Annotated in this window: 15 protein-coding genes; 3 read left to right on the forward strand and 12 right to left on the reverse strand. The window is 59.7% G+C overall.

Translation table 11 applies throughout. From position 1 onward, the window contains the following. Positions 1–219 precede the first annotated feature (219 nt). Complete coding sequence (locus tag P0119_07680) at positions 220–1287, forward strand: hypothetical protein (GenBank protein ID MDF0665942.1); 1068 nt, start codon at positions 220–222, stop codon at positions 1285–1287. A 59-nt stretch (positions 1288–1346) separates the two neighbouring features. Next, complete coding sequence (locus P0119_07685) at positions 1347–1958, forward strand: hypothetical protein (protein MDF0665943.1); 612 nt, start codon at positions 1347–1349, stop codon at positions 1956–1958. 28 nt (positions 1959–1986) lie between these two features. Here P0119_07685 and P0119_07690 read toward each other — a convergent pair whose 3' ends face one another. Both P0119_07690 and P0119_07695 read right to left on the reverse strand, forming a co-directional pair. Beyond that, positions 1987–2469, reverse strand: a complete 483-nt coding sequence (locus P0119_07690; protein MDF0665944.1) for a hypothetical protein — start codon at positions 2467–2469, stop codon at positions 1987–1989. Positions 2470–2579: 110 nt separating this feature from the next. Next, the gene (locus P0119_07695) at positions 2580–4058 is read right to left on the reverse strand and encodes an alkaline phosphatase D family protein (protein MDF0665945.1); all 1479 of its coding nucleotides are present in this window, start codon (positions 4056–4058) and stop codon (positions 2580–2582) included. Positions 4059–4170: 112 nt separating this feature from the next. Here P0119_07695 and P0119_07700 point away from each other — a divergent pair, with 112 nt between their 5' ends. Beyond that, complete coding sequence (locus tag P0119_07700; GenBank protein MDF0665946.1) at positions 4171–4407, forward strand: hypothetical protein; 237 nt, start codon at positions 4171–4173, stop codon at positions 4405–4407. 16 nt (positions 4408–4423) lie between these two features. Here the strand turns inward: P0119_07700 and P0119_07705 are convergent, their stop codons facing one another. From P0119_07705 to P0119_07750, 10 genes are all read right to left on the reverse strand, one after another. Beyond that, complete coding sequence (locus P0119_07705; GenBank protein ID MDF0665947.1) at positions 4424–4870, reverse strand: GNAT family N-acetyltransferase; 447 nt, start codon at positions 4868–4870, stop codon at positions 4424–4426. 20 nt (positions 4871–4890) lie between these two features. Continuing rightward, the gene (locus P0119_07710) at positions 4891–5280 is read right to left on the reverse strand and encodes a type II toxin-antitoxin system RelE/ParE family toxin (protein MDF0665948.1); all 390 of its coding nucleotides are present in this window, start codon (positions 5278–5280) and stop codon (positions 4891–4893) included. After that, positions 5281–5505 (reverse strand): addiction module protein, encoded by a 225-nt coding sequence (locus P0119_07715; GenBank protein ID MDF0665949.1) that lies wholly within the window; start codon positions 5503–5505, stop codon positions 5281–5283. A 97-nt stretch (positions 5506–5602) separates the two neighbouring features. Further along, positions 5603–5848 (reverse strand): hypothetical protein, encoded by a 246-nt coding sequence (locus P0119_07720; GenBank protein ID MDF0665950.1) that lies wholly within the window; start codon positions 5846–5848, stop codon positions 5603–5605. Positions 5849–5902: 54 nt separating this feature from the next. Next, complete coding sequence (locus P0119_07725; GenBank protein ID MDF0665951.1) at positions 5903–7351, reverse strand: DUF5666 domain-containing protein; 1449 nt, start codon at positions 7349–7351, stop codon at positions 5903–5905. Positions 7352–7816: 465 nt separating this feature from the next. Beyond that, positions 7817–9208 (reverse strand): TolC family protein, encoded by a 1392-nt coding sequence (locus P0119_07730; protein ID MDF0665952.1) that lies wholly within the window; start codon positions 9206–9208, stop codon positions 7817–7819. Positions 9209–9218: 10 nt separating this feature from the next. Further along, positions 9219–10559 (reverse strand): HlyD family type I secretion periplasmic adaptor subunit, encoded by a 1341-nt coding sequence (locus P0119_07735; protein MDF0665953.1) that lies wholly within the window; start codon positions 10557–10559, stop codon positions 9219–9221. A gap of 24 nt (positions 10560–10583) precedes the next feature. Beyond that, positions 10584–12362 carry a type I secretion system permease/ATPase gene (locus tag P0119_07740; GenBank protein ID MDF0665954.1) on the reverse strand — a complete coding sequence of 593 codons (1779 nt, stop codon included), beginning with the start codon at positions 12360–12362 and terminating at the stop codon, positions 10584–10586. Positions 12363–12427: 65 nt separating this feature from the next. Further along, positions 12428–12757 (reverse strand): hypothetical protein, encoded by a 330-nt coding sequence (locus P0119_07745; GenBank protein ID MDF0665955.1) that lies wholly within the window; start codon positions 12755–12757, stop codon positions 12428–12430. A gap of 320 nt (positions 12758–13077) precedes the next feature. Further along, entirely contained in the window at positions 13078–22053 is an 8976-nt protein-coding gene (locus tag P0119_07750) for a peroxidase family protein (GenBank protein ID MDF0665956.1), read from the reverse strand. Positions 22054–22302: the final 249 nt, after the last annotated feature.

Raw genomic sequence — 22302 nt, forward strand, 5'->3', positions numbered from 1 at the left:
TATATTTTGCCATGCTCGGCATCACATACGCGACAGAATAAAGCGCGGTGAAGGAACATCATCATGACAGCCTCCGCGATGGGCTTGAACATGACAAGGCGACTCCAAGCCGAGCTTCCCACGGACCAATAGAAACCAACATGTTGGGGAGCCAGACCTGTACCTTATGAGATGCGATCGCATATAATTGATGCACATCCAGAAACAGGAAGGAATTGTATGAACGCACAGGTCTTTCATCCTCAGTACGGTTTAGCAGTGCTCGCCCTCCTCATAACACCTACCGTGACGTTCGCGATGTCGGGCATGGAGATGCCACACAGTGGCCACGCGAACACAACTTCCTCACTTTCGAAAAGTATGGGAGAGCCGATTAACTCCGCTGAATCAGAGATCGAGATGACCTACAGCGCCGACGGGAAGACCGTCGTCTTCGTCTCAGGGCGGCACGGGAGCATCCCCTCCCCTGGGGTTCCCTACAATTTCGACATCTGGATGTCCCACAAGGTGAACGGCGAGTGGCAAGCCCCGATTCATCTGGGGCCGGACATCGATCCGACGATGGGACCCAATATCAATACGTCGGCATGGGAACTGGAACCGAGCCTCTCGGATGACGGCAGCGTCATCTATTTCACGAGGTACGAGCCCGGCAATCTCTCGACCGGGGATCTCTACGTGACCCAGAAAATCAACGGTGTTTGGCAACCGGCCAGAAATTGGAACGATGTTCCGGAACTTCCCCACATCAATACACCCACCGGCGAGGAGCACTGCCCGATCATTGCCTCCGACAGCCTGATTTATTTCAACTATCAGCAGCCGGGGATTACTCAAGACAGCGACATCTGGAAAGTTGAGAAGAAAGACGGTATCTGGCAGAAACCTGAGAGCCTGGGGCCACGCATCAATTCACCCTACCGTGACCATATGCACTGGACCGGGCTTTCAAAGGATGGCAAGAGCCTCATTCTCACCAGCACACGTCCGGACATGGGCTCGCGTGGCGGACATGACGAGTGGATCTCCTACCAGAATCCGAAAGGCGAGTGGCAAGAGCCATTGAACCTTGGAGACACCATCAACACAGCCGGCGAAGACATGTGCTGGACCTTTACACCGGACGGCAAGATATTCTCAGGTGGTTCTGGACCACGAGACTCGTACAATCACGACATCATGTGGGTTCATAAAGACAGTGTTCCCTTGCTGAAGAACTTCGAGCCGATCGGGCCACCACCCAATTTACTCGTTACCAGCAGGGTCAAGGATGGGGCAACAAAGTGATCGCGGTGTGACCCTCTAAGGAAGGACGGTTTTTTCACTCAGAGGCTTGTCCAGACTGAATGACCAGCTCTTTTGGGCCGGAGTCCGGCGCCGATCCTGAAAAAGCACCCTTCGAGCGATTGAGATCGAAGGGCTTCCTGAAAAAGCACCGGTACCTTTTGGTCGGTTCAGCTATAGTCCTAGTCACGGTTTCCAGCATCGTGTCGATACGAGGGAAGCCGCCTCAGCCGGCTGACCGTCCAACGGTGACAGTTCAGGAAGCGACGATTGTCGGCCCACTCGTCCAACACAACATCCCAACAGCCAAGGTCCTCCTCAAAAATACCGGGCATTCCCCTGCACTGGCGACTCAAGCTCGCCTCGTGATGACCGTCTGGACCTCAAACACATTTCCCGACTGGGAGATGCCGCTAAAACTGACGACCGATGCCGAACCCATTGGAAAGATCGTTCCTGGATCTGTCGTGCCTCAGACCGTCTCTTTGATAGCGCCGCTCACCGACGTGCAGGGCATGCATCTGGAGCGTAAGGATTGGTTCATCGTAATACTTGGAGTCGTGTCGTACGATGATCTGTTCCGCAACCCGCACGAAACGAAACTATGCCTCATCTGGCGAGATACCACTACTCAACACCTGAGCCGCTGCGAGCAATGGAATGAGGCAAATTAATACACCAGCATTGACTTCGTGTGTACGCTCAGCGTTCCGGATTGCGTGCCGCGGTGACCGCCGAGGCAAACTTCAGCAGGCTCGCCCGTTCGCTGTCGTCAAGCGCCAACAGGAGATGGGCTTCCTCACCATGCATTAAGCGCAGGCTTAAGAAGGGCTCTTCTCGACGCTTTTCTCGGTTCTCCCACATCGCGTCGATCAGCTGCACTTTGTCCAATTGACCGACCGATACGACATCGTACCGGAAATAGGAATCGCCGATGACAATGTCGAATACCACATTGCCCACCGTCATGAGTATCATGTTGAACCGGCCTTGATCCTCGTACCCTTCCGGCAAGAATTTATTGATGTGGCAGAGCGCAACCTTGCGGTCGCCTAGCGCCTTGCGAACATTTTCTTTCAATGCGTCATAATCGATTTGCAGGGCCTTTTCATCCGGCCCGGTCGCCACTACGGCCGCCGCTTCCGCTTTCGAGAAAATATCATCGGCGGACATCAATCCTGACATGACGTATGCTCCCTTGTTATCGTTGAAGTAGATCTAGCAATGACCTCGGGACCCGTACCGTAACCGGCCATCCGACGTAATTGCAAGGGGCTTGAGCAGGCAAGACCGGCCTATCGCCTCGCCGACACAACATGAGAAAATCGCTTCGTACCGGCCTCGTCCATCACCGTCACCTCGAACGCATCTCTGGTGACCCGAACCAGACCGAAATTATGGTATCCGGACTCGTAAAAGATCTGCCTCGGATGCAGTTCCTCGCGAGTCGGCGCGAACCTTCCCGGGGGTGCAGAGAGCGGCCCTGCGATGTATTCGTGAAAATCGATGACGCCGTCCTGATCGGGATCATAGGCGTTTGCCTGTGCCCAATGCACGTCACCGGCAATGAACACGACGTTCTTGATTTTGTGATTGAGAACCGCGTCTACAACCACCTGTCGCTCGCGCTCGAAACCAGTGCCGTCCGGCCCTCCTGCCCAGCCATCATAGCCGGGAACATTGACATTGCCACCTTTTGGAATCGAGAGGGGAACGGAGGTCACGATCACTTTCCATGTCGCGGTTGAAGCGCGCAGCCCATCGAGCAACCAAGCCAATTGTGTTGCGCCGAGCATAGTCTTGGCAGGACCATCTGGATCAGCATTACGACTCCGATATTGCCTCGTATCCAGAATGAAGAGTTCGAGGTCGGCACCATACCGTACCAGCCGATAGAGACGATGTAGATCCTGCTCGGGAGAAGCGATGGGCCAGTACTCTCGCAATGCCTGTCGGCCTGTCGGCATCTGTTCGTCATACGGTCCGGCAAAATTGTTCCTCACGTCGTGATCATCCCATATCACATAGACCGGCGTTGTCTCCAAAAATCGACGCAGACCTTCCGCACCACGCTGATAGCGGTGACGTAGCCGATACAGTTCCAGCGTGGATGCTTTGAAATCGGCACCAGGTTCGTTCGGCGGCGAGGGGCAAATATGATCGCTATAGATCGTATCGCCGAGAAACAAGAAGAAGTCGGGATGATGTTGCTGCATCACATCAAAGATGGGATAGCCGTTGATCGCCTGGCGGCATTGTCCCCCACCTCCGAGATCTCCGCTCCAAGCAAATGTCACCGGTGCGGACGTTGTGTGATCCGGCAGGGTGGTGAACTCTCCCCTTGCCGCAACCTTCGTTGGAGCCTGTTGCTTGCCCTGCTCTCTCTGCTCAATCAGAATGTGGTAGCGATAGCTTGTCGCGGGACTGAGCCTTTCAAGAGGGATCGTCACCGTATAATCCGTCTCTGCCGTCGTCGTCAATTTCGCCGTGCGAGACACCGGTTCCCTGACCGTCGCCAGCTTCGATGCCTGTTCCCAAGCCGAAAGCGATGCCCATTCGACCTGGACGATGGCCGGCCCCTCGGTGCGCAGCCAGAGCAATGCGCTGTCTGAACTGATATCACCGACGGCGACACCTTGCGGTAAGAAGTCCGTTCTCAAGGCAGATGAATTTCCCGGTGAACTGCCTCCTGGGTCCCTTTCCGCCCAAGAGCTGCAACTGGTGGGGAGCGCTGCGAGGACGAGGGATAAGGCGACGAGAGCGGGCACTTGCATCAGAACATCCCTACCCTATGCGGCGGTTGAGGTCAAGCAGCTCCGCGAGGCCTCGGGGTTGAAAGTCGGCACGGAGGACCGGCATACTGAACAAGTCCGTAGGAGAACCCAGATGTTGGATGCAAATTGCTGTGTGCCTGATTGCCTGGCGAGCCCCTATGCCCCGGCCGGGACTCGATCCGTTTGCAAAGACCATTTCCTCAACTTTCTCACCTGGCGCCGCCGCCGTGGCATTCAGATGTTCCATGCCTATGCCGGCATGACGATGGAGCGGCGCGATGCCGTCGTCGGTGAATGGATGAAATCAATGCGACTCGACGAAGTACCAGCTACCCCATCGAAAATCTGACCAACCATCGTCTGCGCTACAACGACAAGCCATACAGATAGAACTCGTCCCGCTGCCACTCCATCGCTTTATAGAGCCGTTGTGCCGACCTGTTCGTAATCGCCGTCGCTAATTCCAAACGAGCAGCACCAGCTGCACGGGCGGTCTCGGCCGCAGAAGCGAGCAATCGAGTTCCAACACCGCGCCGCCTGGCTTCAGGTAGGACAAACAAGTCGCTGAGCAGATACAGTGGTGCGGCAAGGATCGAGGAGAACGTCGGAAAGAGTTGCACAAAGCCGACCGCACTCCCAGCACGATCTTCAGCCATCAGCACCACCGATTCATTACGGACAATACGATCACTCAAAAACTGCCTGGCAACAACTAGATCCGGCTGTTGCCTGTAGAACTGGCGGTAGGCATCGAAGAGTGGAACGAGTTGCTCAAGGTCATGAATGCTGGCTTGGCGTACGGTGTCGGTCATGATAGGGCCGCGTGTAGCGATTACACCGTCGGATGGATCAGAAAAATCAGGATCGAGATCCCTCCACTGCGCCAGAGCCCTAACGAACGGCTTCGGATAGCTTGGTCTTCGCTATTCACTCCCGACCGACCCAATACATCGGTCGGCGTTTCAGGTTCATGACCGCCAACACTCGGACCTTGTCCGGCTTCATGGAAATAGAAAAGCGCGTAGGGAAATCGGAAAACGAGTCGCCGATGGATCGTCTTCGTGATCAACGAACCAGCTTCGGGGAAGTTCAGGATGGCTTGAGTACAGCGCTCAACCTCGTCAAGGAGCGCCGCTCCCAGCCCGGGATTTTCTGACTCGTAGTACTGTGCGGCTTCGTTCAATTCACGGCGGGCCAACCGATCATAGGAAACTTGCTCCATTCATTTCAGCTTGGCCCGTGCATCGCGGAACACCTTCTCGGCCGGCATGTCAACACCAGGATCGGTATCCATCTCCGCATCTCTGCGCTGAGCTTCCTCAGCCCAAATCCTGGCATTTTCCGCTTCGGAAAGATTCTCCAAACTCTCCAAAAGTTTCCCCGCCAAACGCGCTCGCGCCTTTGGATCGAGTCTCAATACCTCAGCTTCAAGTTCATTAATACTCATGGAAGCATTCTACACCAACCAGATTCTTGAACCAACCAATACTGCAGCGGGTGGCCGTCCGCTCCCGCTCTCGTGGTCTGGTTTGCCGCTTTCATCGCTACAGCCCGAACCAGCGGGCGCGAGGGCTCGAACCGAAGTGCTCCTTGGCAGCGCGGAGAGCCACTGACGGCTCGTAGTAGGTGCCTGTCGGACCATCGGGATTGGAGAAGAAGTCCACGTCCACGCGCACCGTTGACTCTTCAGTAGAGCTGCTCATCTGCCCCACAGCCGGTGGGGTCATGGCTGAGAGTCCGCAAGAGTCCCCACGATGATTCCTTTCCAACTGATACGGTTCATCAGTCATCTCCTTTTCTACGCCACACTGTTCCAGCATAATAACCTACTTGTATACGCCTAATCAATCTTCCAATTCTGCCTCTTCCCATGTCACCGTCGTACCGGTCAACTTACCATTCACTTTCACCAGTGAGTTGACTCTCACTTCAGCTAAAAATCCTGCACGACTCATTGATGCGCCGCTCACACTCTCGAACTGATTTATGCCGTCTGTATCGACTGACACACCCAAGATCACGATGACGTCGCCGTTGATCGACTGCACCGGTCCCTGGAGATCCACATCATCATCCGGTGACCGCAGCTGGATACGGGTCGCAACCACGGTATTCGGACCCGTCACCCGCCCCCGCACCGTGACATGATCGCCCTGCAGATCATTCACGGCTATTGTATTCCCACCGTCCTTCAGCTCGGTCTGACTATTCACGGCTATCGTCACGCCAGGCAGGCCTGCAAGTGTCAGCGTGTTGCCGGCGACCGTTGCATTTCCCTCCAACCGTACACTCTCATGGAACTTCACATGCTTCGAAATGAGTGTGCTGCCGTCGAACCGGCCTTCGGCGGACATCTTGGCCCCAACCACGATCTCATCGACGGTCCCACCCCTGAATTCCGTGGTCGCCGTCGTCCTCACCGGAGTAGTCCCAATGGTGAAATCGACGACATTGCCGTTCGGCGTACCAGCCTGCGTCACAAACCCCTCGACCTCGAATTCATCAATCACATTTCTGCCCTGGCGCTCTAGCTCGACCTTCGTTGCGCTGAGGGTCGTCGTCACACTGACAAAGTTCGTCCCTTTGACCTCAACGAATCGACCGTCCCAGTTGTTGCCATTGGGTGTCGGCATGTCGCTGATATCCGCCCCACTGTAGGTCACCGTGAGATTGCCGATCCGAAATGTTGCAGATCCAGACGCATGACTGTTCACGAATCCGCGCACCTCCAGGGTGACATTGGCCAACTTCTTTTCGATGAATGTCGCCTGGATGATCCCATTAGGACGAATATGACCGTTGACTTCAACGTTGTCTGTCCCAGCCACAAGATTCAGGATGTTTTTCCCAGGAATGTTGTTGTCGATGATGGTGGTGTTATCCACCAACACAGTCTGTCCCATCACCACGAGGCTCAAGCCATCCGCCGCTATCGATTGCACCAATCCTTCTACCGCGTCCTTCTGCTGAACCGAACTGGCCGTATGTTGATTGCCGCTGAACGAGCCGTTCACTGTGACGATCATTCCCTTCTTAAGCCCGCACGTCGTAACAGGACTGATCGTGCACCGCTCCGTGACGCCGTCACGCCGTATCTCTACATTTTCCGTCTCGAACTTCTTGCCGTTGACGAACAGGCTCCCGAAATCCGTGGCTGTTCCGGATGCCGACGCGGAACCGCTTCCGGATGCACTTGCCGACACAGACGGAGCTCCGTCGCTGCCGCAAGCAGTAAGGACTCCTGTTATGCTCATCATGCCAACCAGTCTGAAGAGCCATCGTGAAGTATTCATGGTGTGTTCCTTGGTAGATACAAGTTGTTGTTGCGATTTCCGGTTTCACTGGTCATCGAGTGAAACACTTGTAGGTCGTGGCATATCGGCCCGGACATTCGCTGACCACGTGACGCGTCCCGGAGACCATTGCCAGACACCCAACCTGATAATCCTCCTTCCGGCCTTGTCTGATCGGTTAGACAGAGGGTGGAGGGAAAGGTAAACGGAGGTTTAGGGAAGCTTCAATCCTGCGAAGGAGGGGGATGGCAAGCCTGCCTGAGCGAAACTCAGGCTGGACTGGTCAATATATGTTATTACTGGATCGGATTGCGCTGTGACGGAGTCAGCTAGTACTTTCACAGAGAAAGATGTGTCCACATAGAGGCATTGGAGGGTGCTAGGTGAGTGACGTGCTAAGAGGCTCTATAGGTAGATCAGGTGTTAATGAGATCGTTCGTATCAGTTGGCTTCTTTCGAGAGTGGTCAGTTCCGCGCTAACCAACTGTTGAGTTCCTGCATATCCGTCCGCGTGAGGGTCCCGCCCCATACCCGCAGGGCCACGAGCGATCGGATATAGTCATAGCGGGCCTTGGCGTAGCCAAACCGGGATTTCAAGAGATTCTTTTTTGCTTCCAGTAGGGCCACAATCGTGGAGACTCCCAACTCGTAGCCCCGTTGCTGTCCATCCCGGGCCTTGACCCGGGCCTCCACCTCGCGCGCGGTCGAGGCAATACGCGAGTGGCCGGTTTGGGCACTCAGATACGCCGTCCTCGTCTCCCGCTCGACCTCACGTTGCTTTTCCACGCGCTTGTGTTTCACGATTGCGAAGCGGGCAACGGCTTCGTGTTCCTCGGCTTTCGTGCTTCCACCGGAAAACAAGGGCACATTGAGCTGCAAGCCCAAGCTACCGACCGTGTAGTCAAGCGGGAGGTTGTCGAACCCGGCATTCTTGGCGTAAAGGCCTGACATCTGCAGGGACAACTGTGGGAGATGGTTGGCCCACCGACTGGCAATGACCTTGGCGGCCGCGTCCATCGCGTGTTGCAACGCACGGATCGCCGGATGATGCTCGACCGCGTCGACGACCCACTGATCGGACTGCCCGGGCACAGGCGGCAACTCCTCTTTCGTGAGCCGAGCCAGATCGGCCACCGGCACCCCGACCACCTCGCGCACCTTTTCCAGTGCAACCGCCTTCGCATTGTGGATTTCGAGTTCGCGCGTTTTGAGCGTCTGGTAGTAGGCCTCCACCTCGTAGAGATCGGTGACCTTCGCCATGGCGCGCTCGTGCATACGGCGTATCCGCTGCATATCCCCGTCGGTCAATTCGAGCTCGCCCTGCAAGTAACTGGCCTCATCCTGTGCTTCCAAGAACTCCAAGTAGCGATCGACTAACTCGGTGGCAAGCCCCATGCGCGCATCCTCCAAGTCCTGCTCAGCCTGCTTGACGGTAAAGCCGGCTCCTTCATAGGCGCGATAGGAGGCCAGGTCAAACAGCGCCTGCCGGGCCTGCACAACACCGCGCAACCCCTGATATCGTGAGGTGACATCCGTTGTCTGCAGAGTGAAGAGGTTGCTGGTTTCTTGAGTGAGTTCGTTCCATGTGATGTTGCCGGTGGCCGACACTTGGGGCAAGAGCTTGCTGCGAGCCTGATCATGCTGGGCTTCCGCCTGCACGACGGAATACTTCCGGCCCTCCACGACCGGATTGGTGGCTAGGGCGAGATCGTAGAGCTGGAGCAAATTGGCCGAGGCCCCTTGGAGAGCGGGTTGGCCCTCAGCGGCGGCCGCCACCGGCATCGCCGGGCTGAGGAGGGTGAGCAAGAACAGCAAGAGGGCTCGGGAGTGCAGTATCGTGTTGTCCGTGGTAGCCATGGGTGTTCGCTCAATCCTCGATGAAGGCGCGTTTGAAGGTGTCGGTGAGAGGCTTCATCAAATACTGGACCAGGGTCCGTGCCCCGGTGTTGATGAGCACCTCCGCAGGCATCCCCGGCACCAGTGCGAGGTCGGCCGCGCTTAGGGCTTCGAGTCCGTCTGCAGAGACTGCGACCCGGGCCAAATAGTAAGCGACCTCGCCGCTTGTGCTCTCTTTGTTGTCCCCGACAATCCGATCCGCCGAGACACTGATCAGTGTCCCTTCGATCGTGGGCACATCGCGGGTCTTGAACGCGCTGAACCGCACCTCAGCCACCTGCCCCACCTTGACCCGATCAATGTCGATGGGAGCAACTTGGGCTTCGATGATCAGCTTCTGATCCTTGGGCACGACGTCGAGCAGGCGGCCTCCCGGGGGAATAACCGCCCCGATGGTATGCACAGACAGCCCCAGCACCATTCCGGCGACCGGGGCCTTGATCACGGTGCGGTTCACCGTACTTTCAAGCGACTGCACTTTCTCTCGGAGTTCGAACGATTCAGCTTGGACTTCGCTCAGTTCCTTGGCCACTTCCCGTTGTAAATCTTTCTGCAGCTGCAGAATCTTCAGTTCAATCTCGGCGATTTGCAACTCGCTCGCCGCAATATCGGACACCAACTCTCCACGCTGCCCCTCGCTCTGGGCCAAGGCCCGGTCCAGTTCCTGGACCTTTTGCTTTTCGGTGTACCCTTCCTGCAGCAGACTCTTGAAGTCGGCCACGTCGCCGCGGTAGGAGTCCACGAGGCGATCTTTACTATGCTTTTGCGCCCGAAGCCCCTCCACTTTGGCACCCAGTTGCTCGATCTGTCGGCGATACACGGCACTCTCGCCGTCGTACGCCGCCTGGCGCACCCGGAACGTTTGATTCTGCAACTGGATGGCTTCCTGCACCCGCGAATCGCTATGGTGCCTAAGTAATTCCTCGGGATAGTTCACGGATCGGAGTCCGTCGCGCTGCGCAGCCAGGCGAGCTTCCTGTGCGATCCGAAAATAGAGCTGACCCCGAAAGACTTCGAGCTGGGCACGGGATTGGGTATCGTCCAGGGTGGCGAGCACCTGGTCTTGCTGCACGGAGTCCCCGTCATGCACATCCAGCGTGCGAATGATGCCGCCCTCAAGATGCTGGACGGTTTTGCGATAGTGCTCGACGGTGATGATGCCAGGAGCTAAGGCGGCACTCGTCAGGGGGGCCAGCGAGGCCCAGGCTCCGAATCCCCCGAAGACCACCAGCACGAGCGCCAGCCCCTGTCGGCGGATCGCACGATCGTCGCTCAACACCGGACGTGGGCCTTCGAGCAACTGGTCAGCCACCGCACACCATGTCCCTGCGCCTTCTCACGAGGTGACTTCTTGTGGTTCCGGCATGCCGGGTCCTCTCGAACCCAACCCGGTCGGCCTTGCCGGACCTGGGGGCTGCGGCGGTTTGGCCATCGCCGCCAGGACCTCGACACGCGGCCCGTAGTGGGCGACTTTGCCGCCGATGATCAACGCGACCTTATGAACTACCTGGAGCACATTCGTGCGATGGGTAACCACCACGACGGTACAGCCGTCCCGTTGGAGGTGTTGGACCGTCGCCATGAGGGCGGTCTCCCCCGCCATGTCGAGGTTCGCATTGGGTTCATCGAGGACCACGACGCGCGGGCGCCCATAGATCGCTCTGGCAATTCCAATGCGTTGCTGTTGTCCGGCCGAGAGGGCAACGCCCCCGCCGATCAGCGGCGTATCGTAGGCCTGCGGCAAGGTCAGCACCATTTCATGGATCCCCGTCCACTGCGCGGCCTCCACAACTCGTTTGGCATCGACTGCGCCAAAGCGGGCGATATTCTCCGCCACAGTGCCATCGAGCAATTCGACGTCTTGGGGAAGGTACCCGATGGACTCCCCGAGCTGGATCCGATCCCAATTGAGGATGTCCGCTCCATCGAGGCACGCCCGTCCGTGCGTCGGTGGATACAGCCCGAGCATCGCCCGGGCCAACGTAGATTTTCCCGCAGCGCTCGGCCCAATGAGCGCCACCGCGGTCCCTGGCTCGATGGTGAGAGTAATCCCGTTTAGAATCGGTTCCGTCCGCCCTGGAACCGCAATCACGAGCCCCTCCAATGTGATTTTCCCCCGGAGCGCCGGCAGCGCCATCCGGGACTCGCGGACCGGGATGGTGCGGAGGAGGTGATCGAGCCGCCGATAGGCCTCCCGCGCCCCGAGAAACCCGCGCCACCCGCCGATCATTTGATCGAGCGGGGCCAACGCCCGCCCCAAGAGAATCGATCCGGAGATGACCAGCCCTGGCGTGATCTCCTTATGGATGGCCAGATAGGCCCCAAGGCCCAACACGGCCGATTGAACCGTGAGACGGAATGTCCGCGACAATGCGTTGATCAAACTCGCTTTGGTGCTGGCTTGACTTTGTAGCACCAACACCTTCATTTGCCGAACCTGCCAGCGCGCACGCAGGCGGGGCAACATGCCCATGGCCTCGACCACCTCGGCATTGCGCAAATTACGCTGCGCGAACTGGGTGGCCTCGATCGACTCTCGGTTGGCCTCCGCCAGGTCGGTGCGTGTCGCCACCTCGTTCCAGATCGCGAGCCCCGCCAACAGCAACATCGATAGGACGGCCACAGCCCCGAAATACAGATGAAAGAGAAACATGAGCCCGACATAGATCGGGATCCACGGCGCATCAAAAAAGGCCAGTAACCCCTGCCCAGTCAGAAATTGCCGGATCTGCACTAGGTCATTCAACGGCTGGGCCGTCGCGGCTGCCCCGCTGCTCGTGAGAGACTTGGCAAAGATGGCATCGAATACCCGGTCGCCCAGCTGTTCGTCGAGCCGCGCACTCGTTGCCACCAACACCCGGGCCCGGACCCATTCAAGCCCCCCGAGCACGAAAAACAGAAATACGGTAATGAGAGAGAGCATCATCAGTGTCGATTCGCTCCCGCTCATCAACACTCGATCATAGACGGCCATCATGTAGATCGCCGGCACGAGCATCAGCACATTCACAAAGAGGCTAAAGAACGCGGTGCTCAGAAAGGAGCGGCGACAGGCACCCAGGGCTTGGCGAAGATCGGACGGCTCGTTCGTGAAATTGGTTGTTGGAGTGGACATCCTGGATATGGTGGGATTGGACCGTGGCGTCTTCGTTATGCCGCTATCCCTCCCCGCCCACGCCCCTATTCCGATTCTTTCGCCTTCGGTTTCCGTGCGTCTCGCACACCGACGAGCACCTGCTGAATCTGCTGGTGCAGACGCGCGAGCGCAATGACGTCCATCGCGACACGGGTAACCAGGTGACCGGTCAAACGCTTCGGGGCCGCTTGGCCGCCCTTGGCCGTTTTTGCGACAGAGGCAAGCAACGCCGGTTCGATGAAGCCGAAATCGAGATAGGCAATCCCTTGCGCCATGCCAGCATTGCTGTAGTTCGTCACACGCGGGTGCGCTGAGGAATCAGATGGGTTCAACCGGACATGCAACGCGATGGCGGGATCGTTGGGTTCGCTCATGTGCCGACACTCCTTTGTGATGGATAAGCAAAAGCCGTTGCTTGACGGGACATTGTCTAACGATCTCGCGTACAACGCCAGCTTTTGCAGAAGTTTGATCGTGTGAGTGCTCGACCACGTACCCTGCAGGCTGTACGGCATGGTGAAGCACGACCAGCCTGTCGACTATGTACGTATTGATCTCATTCCAGCCACTGCCGGATCGCGAAAAACCATCGAATGTACCTTGATGTGAACCAGAGTAGCTACGCGCCGTAAGAACGGCGAAGGGGGGCACTGGCGTCGCCGACAGTACCCCTCCCCTGTTCTCCGTTCGCAGCCTAGAAGAAATCGAAGCTGGCCGTGCCTACTGTAGCATTAGCGTTGAGAGCGCCGATCAACGTCAACTCGCTCGCATCGACTTCCGCGGTGTTGCCGACACCGGCCGTGTTCTGAATCCACTGCCAGGCGGAGGCACTGTTACCGTTGGTGTCGTTGATGACCAGCAGCGCGTCCTCGTTGTTCGCCGCGGTAATATTGAACTCCGCATTGAACGCCGCCGCGACTAATGCCGCGTTGGTGAGGTCTGCGTTGGTGACACCTTCTCCGTTTGCTCCGGAGAGGTACAATGCCTCGGCATTGGCGTTCGCCTGCCCTACTGTGACAGTAACGGTGCCTGCACCGCCGTTGCCGGTGGCGAACAGGAAGTTGTTGTTGTTGTTGCCGTCATCGTACGCCGCGTTGAGCGCCCCACCAAATTCAAGCCGGTCGACAGTGCCGTTGGCGTCGAAGTTGTTGATCGTGTCGCCAAAGTCGCCCGTCCCGCTGAACCGAATCAGATCCGCCACGTTGTCGTTGGCCGCACCCGTATCGATCGTGTCAGCGCCGTCTCCACCGATCAAAGTATCGCCACCCGCCTCGCCATTCAGCGTATCGATGCCATCGCCGCCGGTGAGAATGTTGGCGCCGCTGTTGCCGGACAGGTTGTCGTCATGGGCGGTACCCGTCACGTGCAAAACACTGATCACCTGGTTAAAGCCCGAGGCATTGCCGATGCCGGCCCCGTCTGCCAGATCGACGGTCACGCGGGCACTCGACCCGGCATAGGACAGCGTGTCGGCCGCGCCGCCCATATTGGTGTTCACGAGCTCGATGTTGGTGATGGCGCCGCCCTCGATCAAAGTGATGACCGTGCCATCGTAGAGGACATCGAGCTGGTTGTTGGCACCGCCATCGGTAATGTTCAGCGTGTCGTTGTCGGCGCCACCATCCACTGTGTCGGCGCCGCCGCCGATAACGTAGTTGATAATGTCGTCGCCGGCATCGCCGAATATTTGGTCGTTGCCACCGCCGCCAGACAAGGTGTTGGCGTTGGCGCCGCCGGTGAGCACGTCGCTACCTGCACCACCGGTGACGTTTTCCACTCCCGCGAGAGAGGCAAAGCCCGAAGCGGTTCCGGCGCTGAGATCCACCGCGACGCTCGCGGCACTGGTGTAGACCAAGGTGTCGGTACCGGCGCCGAGGTTCGCAGTGAAGCGCTCGATGGAGTTGAGCGCGCCGTTGCCCTCGAAGTTGGTAATAGCGGTGCCGTTATAGGTGACGTCCAATGCTTGATTGCCGCCATTGGCGAGTATTTCTACCGTGTCGGTGTCAGCGCCGCCATCGATCACCGCGTCGACACCGTCGCCGAACACCCAGCGAATCGTGTCATTGCCGAGACCGCCGAAGACTCTGTCAACACCCGGGCCGCCGACCAAGGTATCGTTGCCCGCTTCGCCCACGAGCGTGTCGGCGCCGTTTTGGCCGAACAGGTTGTCATCGCCTGCACCGCCGTTCAGACCACTGTCTGGGTTGAGCGCAGCCCTGTCCCCGCCGCTGAGGCCGTAGACGATCTCGTCGCCGGCTGTGCCGGCAAAGACGTTCGCCACGTTGTTCGCCTGCGTGCGAATGGTGAAGGTCTCGTCGAACGTCAACCCGGTGTTGTCCGTAGTGCGCACGTTCAGCAGATAGGTCGAGTTCGGCGCCATCGCACCGGTTCGCGTGACTACACCCTCGGGACTCACCGCGAAGCCGGCAGCGCTACCCGCGAGCAGCTGGTACTGGTGGGTCGCGCCGACGTTCGGATCCACGGTGGAAAGCTGCGCGATCACGCCGGTCGGCAATGTGTTGCCGTTCGGCGTGGTGCCGCTCCAATTGATATTGGTCGGCATCCCTTCGTTCACCACGTCCCTCAGCAGGATGGTGAACTCACGCTGATCGATCAGTAGGCCATCGACATCAAAGCTGTCGATAACGACCTGGAACTGATTGTCGGCGGGAGCCTGCACCGCCTCGTAGTCGAGGGGCGCGCTGTTGGCGACCACCAACTCCGCGATCTCGCTGCCGTTGGCATCCAGACCCGTCACGTTCAAGCTGAAGAGGCCCGGCACCGAGGCGGCATTGATCGCGAACGTCACACCCTCGTTCTCCGCTTCCGGCAACGGAATGAGACCGACGACCGTGCCGGCCGGGCTGTTCTCGTCGAGCGTAAACGCGACGGTCGGCTCCGCGGTCGGCGCGGAGTAGACACGCTCGGTCACGCCGGTGCTGTCTTTGAACATCGCGACCGCGCGGATCACGTGACCGATGTCCTCTTCGCGCACCGTATAGCTGCTGCTCTCCTGCACCGTCGTCCAAGAGGTTTCGCCGAGTTGTTGGATTTGCCACTCATAGCTCAGGCCGACAGGCAGATTGTTGGCGTCGAGCGGGATGCCGTCGGCATCGGCGAAGGCCGACAGTGTGGGCGTCAGCACCTGGCCGACAAACGGCGTCACCACACCGGCGAACGGCGTCGGATCGTTCAGTGTCACGGTGCCGGTCGCAGCCGAGTTGTTGCCGGCGATCGCGATGGTGGCGTCCGCGAAACGCAACAGCTCGATGTTCTTCAAGAGGTCGGTGTCGTCGGTCAGTATTCCGCGCGTTTGCAGCACCACACCGTTGACGGTGGCGCCGACCGCTCCGTTGTCACGGTCGGTGACGGAGATAAAACCGTCGCCGTTTAAGTCGAAAGCACGCTGGATGACGCCCTCGACCTCAATGCCGGCGCCTTCGATGTCGTACTCCGCTGAGGTGCCTTGGAACACCGCCGTATCGTTGTTGTCGTTCGGGGTGTCGTCGTATTTGATCTCGCGCACGATGCTCATTTGGCCCGGATTGATGGTCCGGTCGAGCAGCAGCGATTGCAGCGAACGTCCGCCGAATTGCACATCCGTGAACACCGGATCGCCGTTGGCGTCGGTCGCGTACACCTTGCCGGCGAACGGGCCGGACAGAGCGGTGTTGGTGCTGAGTGACTCAGCCGAATAGACCACGCCGCCGCCCATGTCGATCTTGATGCGCACGTTCAACCACGCATCGCCATCGAGAATATCGTAGCCGCCGCGTCCCTGGATCTCGTCGCTGCCGTCGCCTCCGATCAAGATGTTGCCCTCTCGGAACGTCGTGCCGAGACCGAAGGTGGCGCGCGCGCCGTCCAGCAGCTCGCTGAAGCCGTCGATGCGGTTCACGCCTTCCTGGGTCAGCTCGTTGTTAAGGAACAGGCCTGTTGTGGTTGCGCTCGGAGCGGTCGCACCCGCGACGGCGCCGCGGTCGTCACCCTTCAACTCGTCGTTGCCGTTCCAACCAGACAGCGCTTCCACCTGGTCCCAGCGGTCGCGGAGGATGTCGGCCTGGTCGGTCGTGAAGATCGGAACCTTCAGGTCGAAGTCGATCTGCGACGGATCGTATTTGGCGATGCCCCAGTCGAAACCGAACATGCCTTCGTTGCGGAACGCGCTCGGGGCCGAGCCCATGATGTCATCGCCGGATTCCGCGTCGATGTCGTTTTCGTCGCCCTGGCCGAAGAGCACGTCGTGGCCGATGAGCGGCGAGTTGAAGAAGAGTTCGGAGTTGTCGCCGGCGAGGGTGTCTAAACTGCCGCCGCCTTCCATCCAGTCGTCGCCCTCGTTGCCGAGCAGAAAGTCGATGCCCACGCCGCCGATCACGAAGTCGTTGCCTTCCCCGGCGAACACCTCCATCGCATCCAGCCCGACTTGGACGAAGTCTTGGCCCTCGCCGCCGAACAACACGTCGAGCCCGCGCGCCGAGACGATGACGTCGTTGCCGCGCTCGCCGCGCAGGAAGTCGCCGACGCCTTCGTTGTCTTCGATGATATCGTCGCCGTCGCCGCCGAACACGTTATCGACGCCCTCGCCGGAGATGAGGTGGTCGTTGCCGCCGTCACCCCAAAGGGTATCGTCGCCTTCATCGCTGCGGATAAAGTCGTCGCCCTCGGTGCCGCCGATCACGGCGTGTTCGGTACCTCTGAAGGTGATCGAGCCGCCGAAATCGTGAGTCCCATCGACGGTCGTGCTGTTGCTGTAGTCGCGCGAGACCTTCTCGACCGGCACGCTCGGCGGCGTTTCCCAGTCCGGGTCAAGGCCGTCCTCGCTGCCGTTGTAGTCTTCCTGCGCGATGCCCCGATCGAGCTCCAGGATAATGTCCGGCGTCAGGAACAGCGCGCTGCTCAAGTGCGTCGCGTACTGGCCGCTCAACTCGCTGTTGCGCATCACCAAATCGGAGAAGGTGTTGGGCTCCAACTGGTTGAGGAAGTTCGTACCCTGCGTGCGCGACAGGTAATAGAAGCGGTCGCCGAACTGCAACTGCTCCATCTGGAACTCGAACACGTAGTTGAACGTCGAGCCGAGCATCGCGCTGCCGAACTCCGGCCGCTTCTCGGCCAAGCCGCCGATCCACAGATCGATCGCGTCCACGCCGCCCCTGCCGTTGGCGGCGCCGTAGGCACCGGTGCCGTTCAAGAACGCTTGGCGATCGGTGTAGCTGACGCCCCGAATCGTGACCTCGTTGGCAGCGCCGCCGTCATCGAACCTGAGCAGGAACGCGGCGTCGCGCGCTTCCGCGGCGGTGGCAGCCGACGTGATGGCCGTGTGCGTGCCGTACGCCGCCATGAAGTTGATGACCGACAGCTTGTTGTTGATGTTGTTCTCGAAGTCGAGCCAGTTCGTGTACGGGGTGAGGCTCAACAGGCCGGCGTCGTGCAATTGCTGGCGCGTTTCGTTCAACGACGGAATGCCGGTGTCGCGGCCGCGTGAGATATTGAGTACGGCCAAGTCGAGCGGCAAGCCGAGCAGGTTGCTGCGCACGTCCTGCACGATGAACTCGTCGATCTGGTTGCCGACGTCGCGTGTCGTGCCGCGCACCAAGTTGGCCAGCACCTCCTCCTGCGAGGCGCCGCTCGCGAGGTACATCGTCGGATTCAAGAAGGCCGCGAGCAGCGTCGCCTGGTCGGCTTCGCCATTGACGGTCGTCAGATCGTTTTCGAGGCGATCGACGGTGCCGGTCAGCATCGAGTGGCCGAAGCGGTACACGGTATGGGCGAACTCGGCGAGGATCGATGGATCGATGGTCGAGTCCGTGTTGAAGACAAACGCGTCTACATCCGGCTGGATGCGTCGCGCGAACTCTTCGAACACCAGGTGCTGGTACTGCATTTCAGTGGAGAAGCGCGCGGCCTGGAACAGGCGCTCACCGTCCCACGCGGCGTCGTTGCCGATCAGCGCATCCTTTTGCGCCTGAGTGTCGATGTCGGCGAGACTCGCGATGTCCGTACGCAGCCACTCGTTGATGAACGCAAGATCGCCGGTGTTCAGGATTGTCGCCTTGTTGACATCGACGATGCGGTTGTGTTCGGAGTGGAACACCGAGTGTACGGCGGACAGCGCGATGTTCTCGTTGCCGCGCCCGTCGCCGGTGGCGAAGTGCGCGTTGAGCATTTCATCGTCATAGGTGATCTCATTCAGCGAGCCGTCCGGATTCTTGTCAGCTGCGAAGAAATCCGCCGTGGTGATTGAACCGTCGCCGTTGACGTCGGTGAGGGTATCGCCGGCGTCATAGATGCCGTTGCCATTGGCGTCGATGTCTGCGTCGGCGACCTGCTGGATCTTCGGCGTGACGACTCCACCATCGTGGTCATGATCGACCAGGCTCGGCGCGGCATGGTGCGCGATGTCGTTGAGGAATGCGTGGTTGGTGCCGATGGAACCCTCGGTGGTGATACCGGCCGCCGTGCCTTCCTTCAGCCAATTGGTGGAGTGGGTGGCGTCCGGCGCCATGACCATCTGCGCATAGCCATTCGCACCGGGAATGAATTTGCCATACTGATCGGTCAATAACAGCGGCACATTGTGGACATCGAAGTCACTGAGCTTGATACCCAGCATTTCGAGCGCCTGGGCCTTGACCTCGGCCCAGTTGCCGGGCGCACCGTCGAACGAGCCGCTCGCGATGGAGCCGTCGATCAAGCGGCCGGTGGCGAACGTTTGGTTGCCCTCGCGCACGTACTCGCGCAAGAACACTTGGTGCGACGGGTGCGACGTGTAGGTCTGGTTCTGGTCGACGAAGGACGTGGTGGTGTTCTCATGCTGCGGCACGCCGTTGGCATCGAGCGTGACGGTGGCGCGCGTGAGCGCCATGAAGCGCAAGTGTTCGGGCAAATCGTCCTCGGTACCGAATACGCCGTCGGCGCCGGCAATCAGCGGATCGTCGGCAGCCAGCGGGATGTAGACGGTACCCGCGTTGCCCTTGGTGACCAAATCGAGACCGTGGTCGAAGAACTGGCCGAAGAACGTCATCCACGAGTTGAACGGCGCCGTCAGTCCGGCGTCCGGCGCGACGTTGGGGATGACCAAGCTGTCGAGCGGCTCGATCTCGAGGCCGGACTCGATGCCGGGCTGCGGCTCAGCGAAGACGGCTTCGAAGTTCGGTCGGGCGGCGTCGCGCGCGGCGTCGGCCAAATCGCTGGCGCCTACGGCATTGTTGTACGCAGTCGTCGCATCCGCCAGTTCCTGGTTCGCTGTCTGCAGCGCGTTGAAGGCCGTGGTTGCGGCGCTGTCGGCAGCGGCTTGCGCCGCGTCCAACTGCGTGTCGGCGCTATTGGCCGCCGACTCGGTGGTGTTAGCTTGCGTCAACGCAGCTTGCGCCGCGTCGTATTCGCTTTGATCTAATAGCGGACTGGCTGACAGCAACGCGGATTGCAGCGCCGTGAGGTCGTCTCGCAGTGCCACGGCGTTGACGGCGACGTCCTGCGCGGCGATCACGTCGGCGTGCGCGGCGCCGAGCGCTGCAAGCAGCGCATCAGCGGCATTCTGTGCGGCGGTGGCGGCCGCATTGGCCGCGGCGACCGCATCAGTGGCGGCCGTATGATCGGCGGCGTTGACGATCGATCCCACCGCGCCGAGTGACGCGACGAGGTCGGCTGCTTCGGATTGTGTGGCGGCGACGGCGACTTCCACATCGAGTGCCAGCGCCGCGTCGTAGGCGGTCAGGATCGCCTGAGCAGCCGTATTCGCTGTCTCGGCAGCGTCTTGCGCGAGCTCGGAGGCAGCGAGATCGGCAATGGCGTTATTTTCCGCCAGTTGCATGTTGTCTGCGTGGGTTGTTGCATCGCTCACGGCTTGTACTGCTGCGTCGTGAATGCCAGTGAATGTGTTGAGGATGGTGAGAGCGGCAGCGAGGTTAGCCGCGCTGGGTGCGTTGGTGGCCTCTGCGGCGATTTGCGAAGCAGTGAGCTGCGACACCAGTGTGGTTGCCGCCGTCGCATTGTCCCCCGCTGCCGTACTTGCCGAACCCGCGGTGTTGAAATCAGCTGTATCTAACAACTGATCGCTGCTTGTCAGGTCGGTATCCAAGTTAGTCCGCAGGCCCTGTAGCTGTGTCAGGAGTGCCAGCGCGTCGGCTGCAAGCGCTTGGGCATCCGCCAAATCATCGGCGACGACATTCGCGCCGCCGCCCTGCAGCGCCGCGACGGCATCGGCCGCGGCATCAGAGGCAGTCTGCGCGGCTGCAACAGCAGCATCGGCGGCAACGAGATCGCCTACGTCGAGAAGGGAACCGTCAGGGCCCAGTGACGTCACCAGATCGGCCACCGCCGTATTTGCGGCGGCGGTATGGATGTCCAAGTTCTCCGCAAGCGTGTTGTTGTACGCGGCGAGCGCTTGCGCGAACGGCTGATTGGCGGCCAGGAAGAAGTCGTAGATAATTTGCGCATTGTCGACGTTCGTTTGCGCGGCCGCTTCGGCGGCTATGGCGCTGGCAAGGGCGGTATCCGCAGCGTCACTAGCCGCAGTTGCGGCGGCGAGGTCGGCACTGTCTTGTGCGACCGCCGCGTTTGCGGCGGTAAGTGCCGCCAGAGTTGCGACAGCATTAGCGGCCGCTGTAACTTGCGAAGCTTCTAGCTGAGCCGTGTGCGCGTTGGCGGCAGTGACGTTGGCGGCGGCGGCGGTATTGGCATCGGCAGCCGCGTTGAATTCAGCTACGTCCAAGTTCGGGGTGCTGGCATCCAGAGACAGTTGCAGCGCCGTCACTTGCGTGAGCAGCAGCGCGGCATGGTCCGAAACGGCCAGCGCGGCAGCGACATCGGCCGGCGCGACACCCGGATCCGCCAGCAGCGCATTGTAGGCAGCCAGTGCGGCGTTGGCAGCAGTTGACGCGGCAAGGACTGCGGCGTCGATGGCCGCGACATCAGCCGCGGTCACGGTGCTGCCAACCGCGCCGAGTTCCGTCACCATGGCGTCGACGGAGTCCTGCGCCGCGGCCAATTTAACCTCCACGTCTTGCGCCAGCGCCGCGTTGTAGGCGGCTAACGTCCCCTGCGCGGCGGTGTTCGCGGCGGCGGCGGCGGCCTGCTCCAAGGTCTCGGTGTCGAGCGTGGCTTGTCCGGCATTTTCCGCGAGCTGTGCGGCGTGGGCGGCCTGGGCCGTCAGGGCGATATTGTTGTAGGCGTTGACGATCGCGGTGCGTGCCGCGGCGATATTGCCGCTATAGCCCGCCCCACGCAGTGCCGCTTCGACCGCTGCAGGGTTCGCCGGCGTCATATCCACGACTAAGTTGGAAATGATGCGCGGGTCGGCGTCGGCGACGCTGGTCTGCAAGCCATAGTCGTTGTTAGTGATGGTCGGTGCGCCCGATCCGGGAGGGCCGAGCGGCATCTGATCCCCGTCCTGGTCGTTGCGGAACACCGGATCGGTCAGCCGCGGGAACAGCGTATCGGCCGCGCCGAATTCGCTCCCGCCCGGCAGCAAGTTGTTGTCCGAACCGTCGACGGTGCGTAGGCCAAAGGGCAGTATCGCCGCGTCGGACGCCGACACGTTGAAGGCATTCTGAATCGCCTGCAGGATGGTCAGCGGCGTGGCGGTATACGCCTTCGACGTCGACTCGGCGAGTTGGATTTGCTTCAGGATGAATTCCAGGTCGGCTTTGTTCACGTTAAAACTGGTGGACATCTGGCATCTCCGAATATTGGTTAAGGTGATACTCAATACATTTCAGGATGATGTGGGTGGCCTATTGAGGGAAAGGAATAGATGCACTTTGAAAGCTGCTTCATATGAAGGCACGTGCTAAAGGTTCTCAGGCGTAGTGGGGTATGTATAGATGCAACACCAGCATTCTTCCAATGCTACTGAAGCATTAGAGGCTGATGTAGCTACGGCTTGTGGAGTCCTGACTAAGGCCAGTATTTCAGCTGCTTA

This window comes from Nitrospira sp. (assembly GCA_029194665.1).
GTDB lineage: Bacteria > Nitrospirota > Nitrospiria > Nitrospirales > Nitrospiraceae > Nitrospira_D.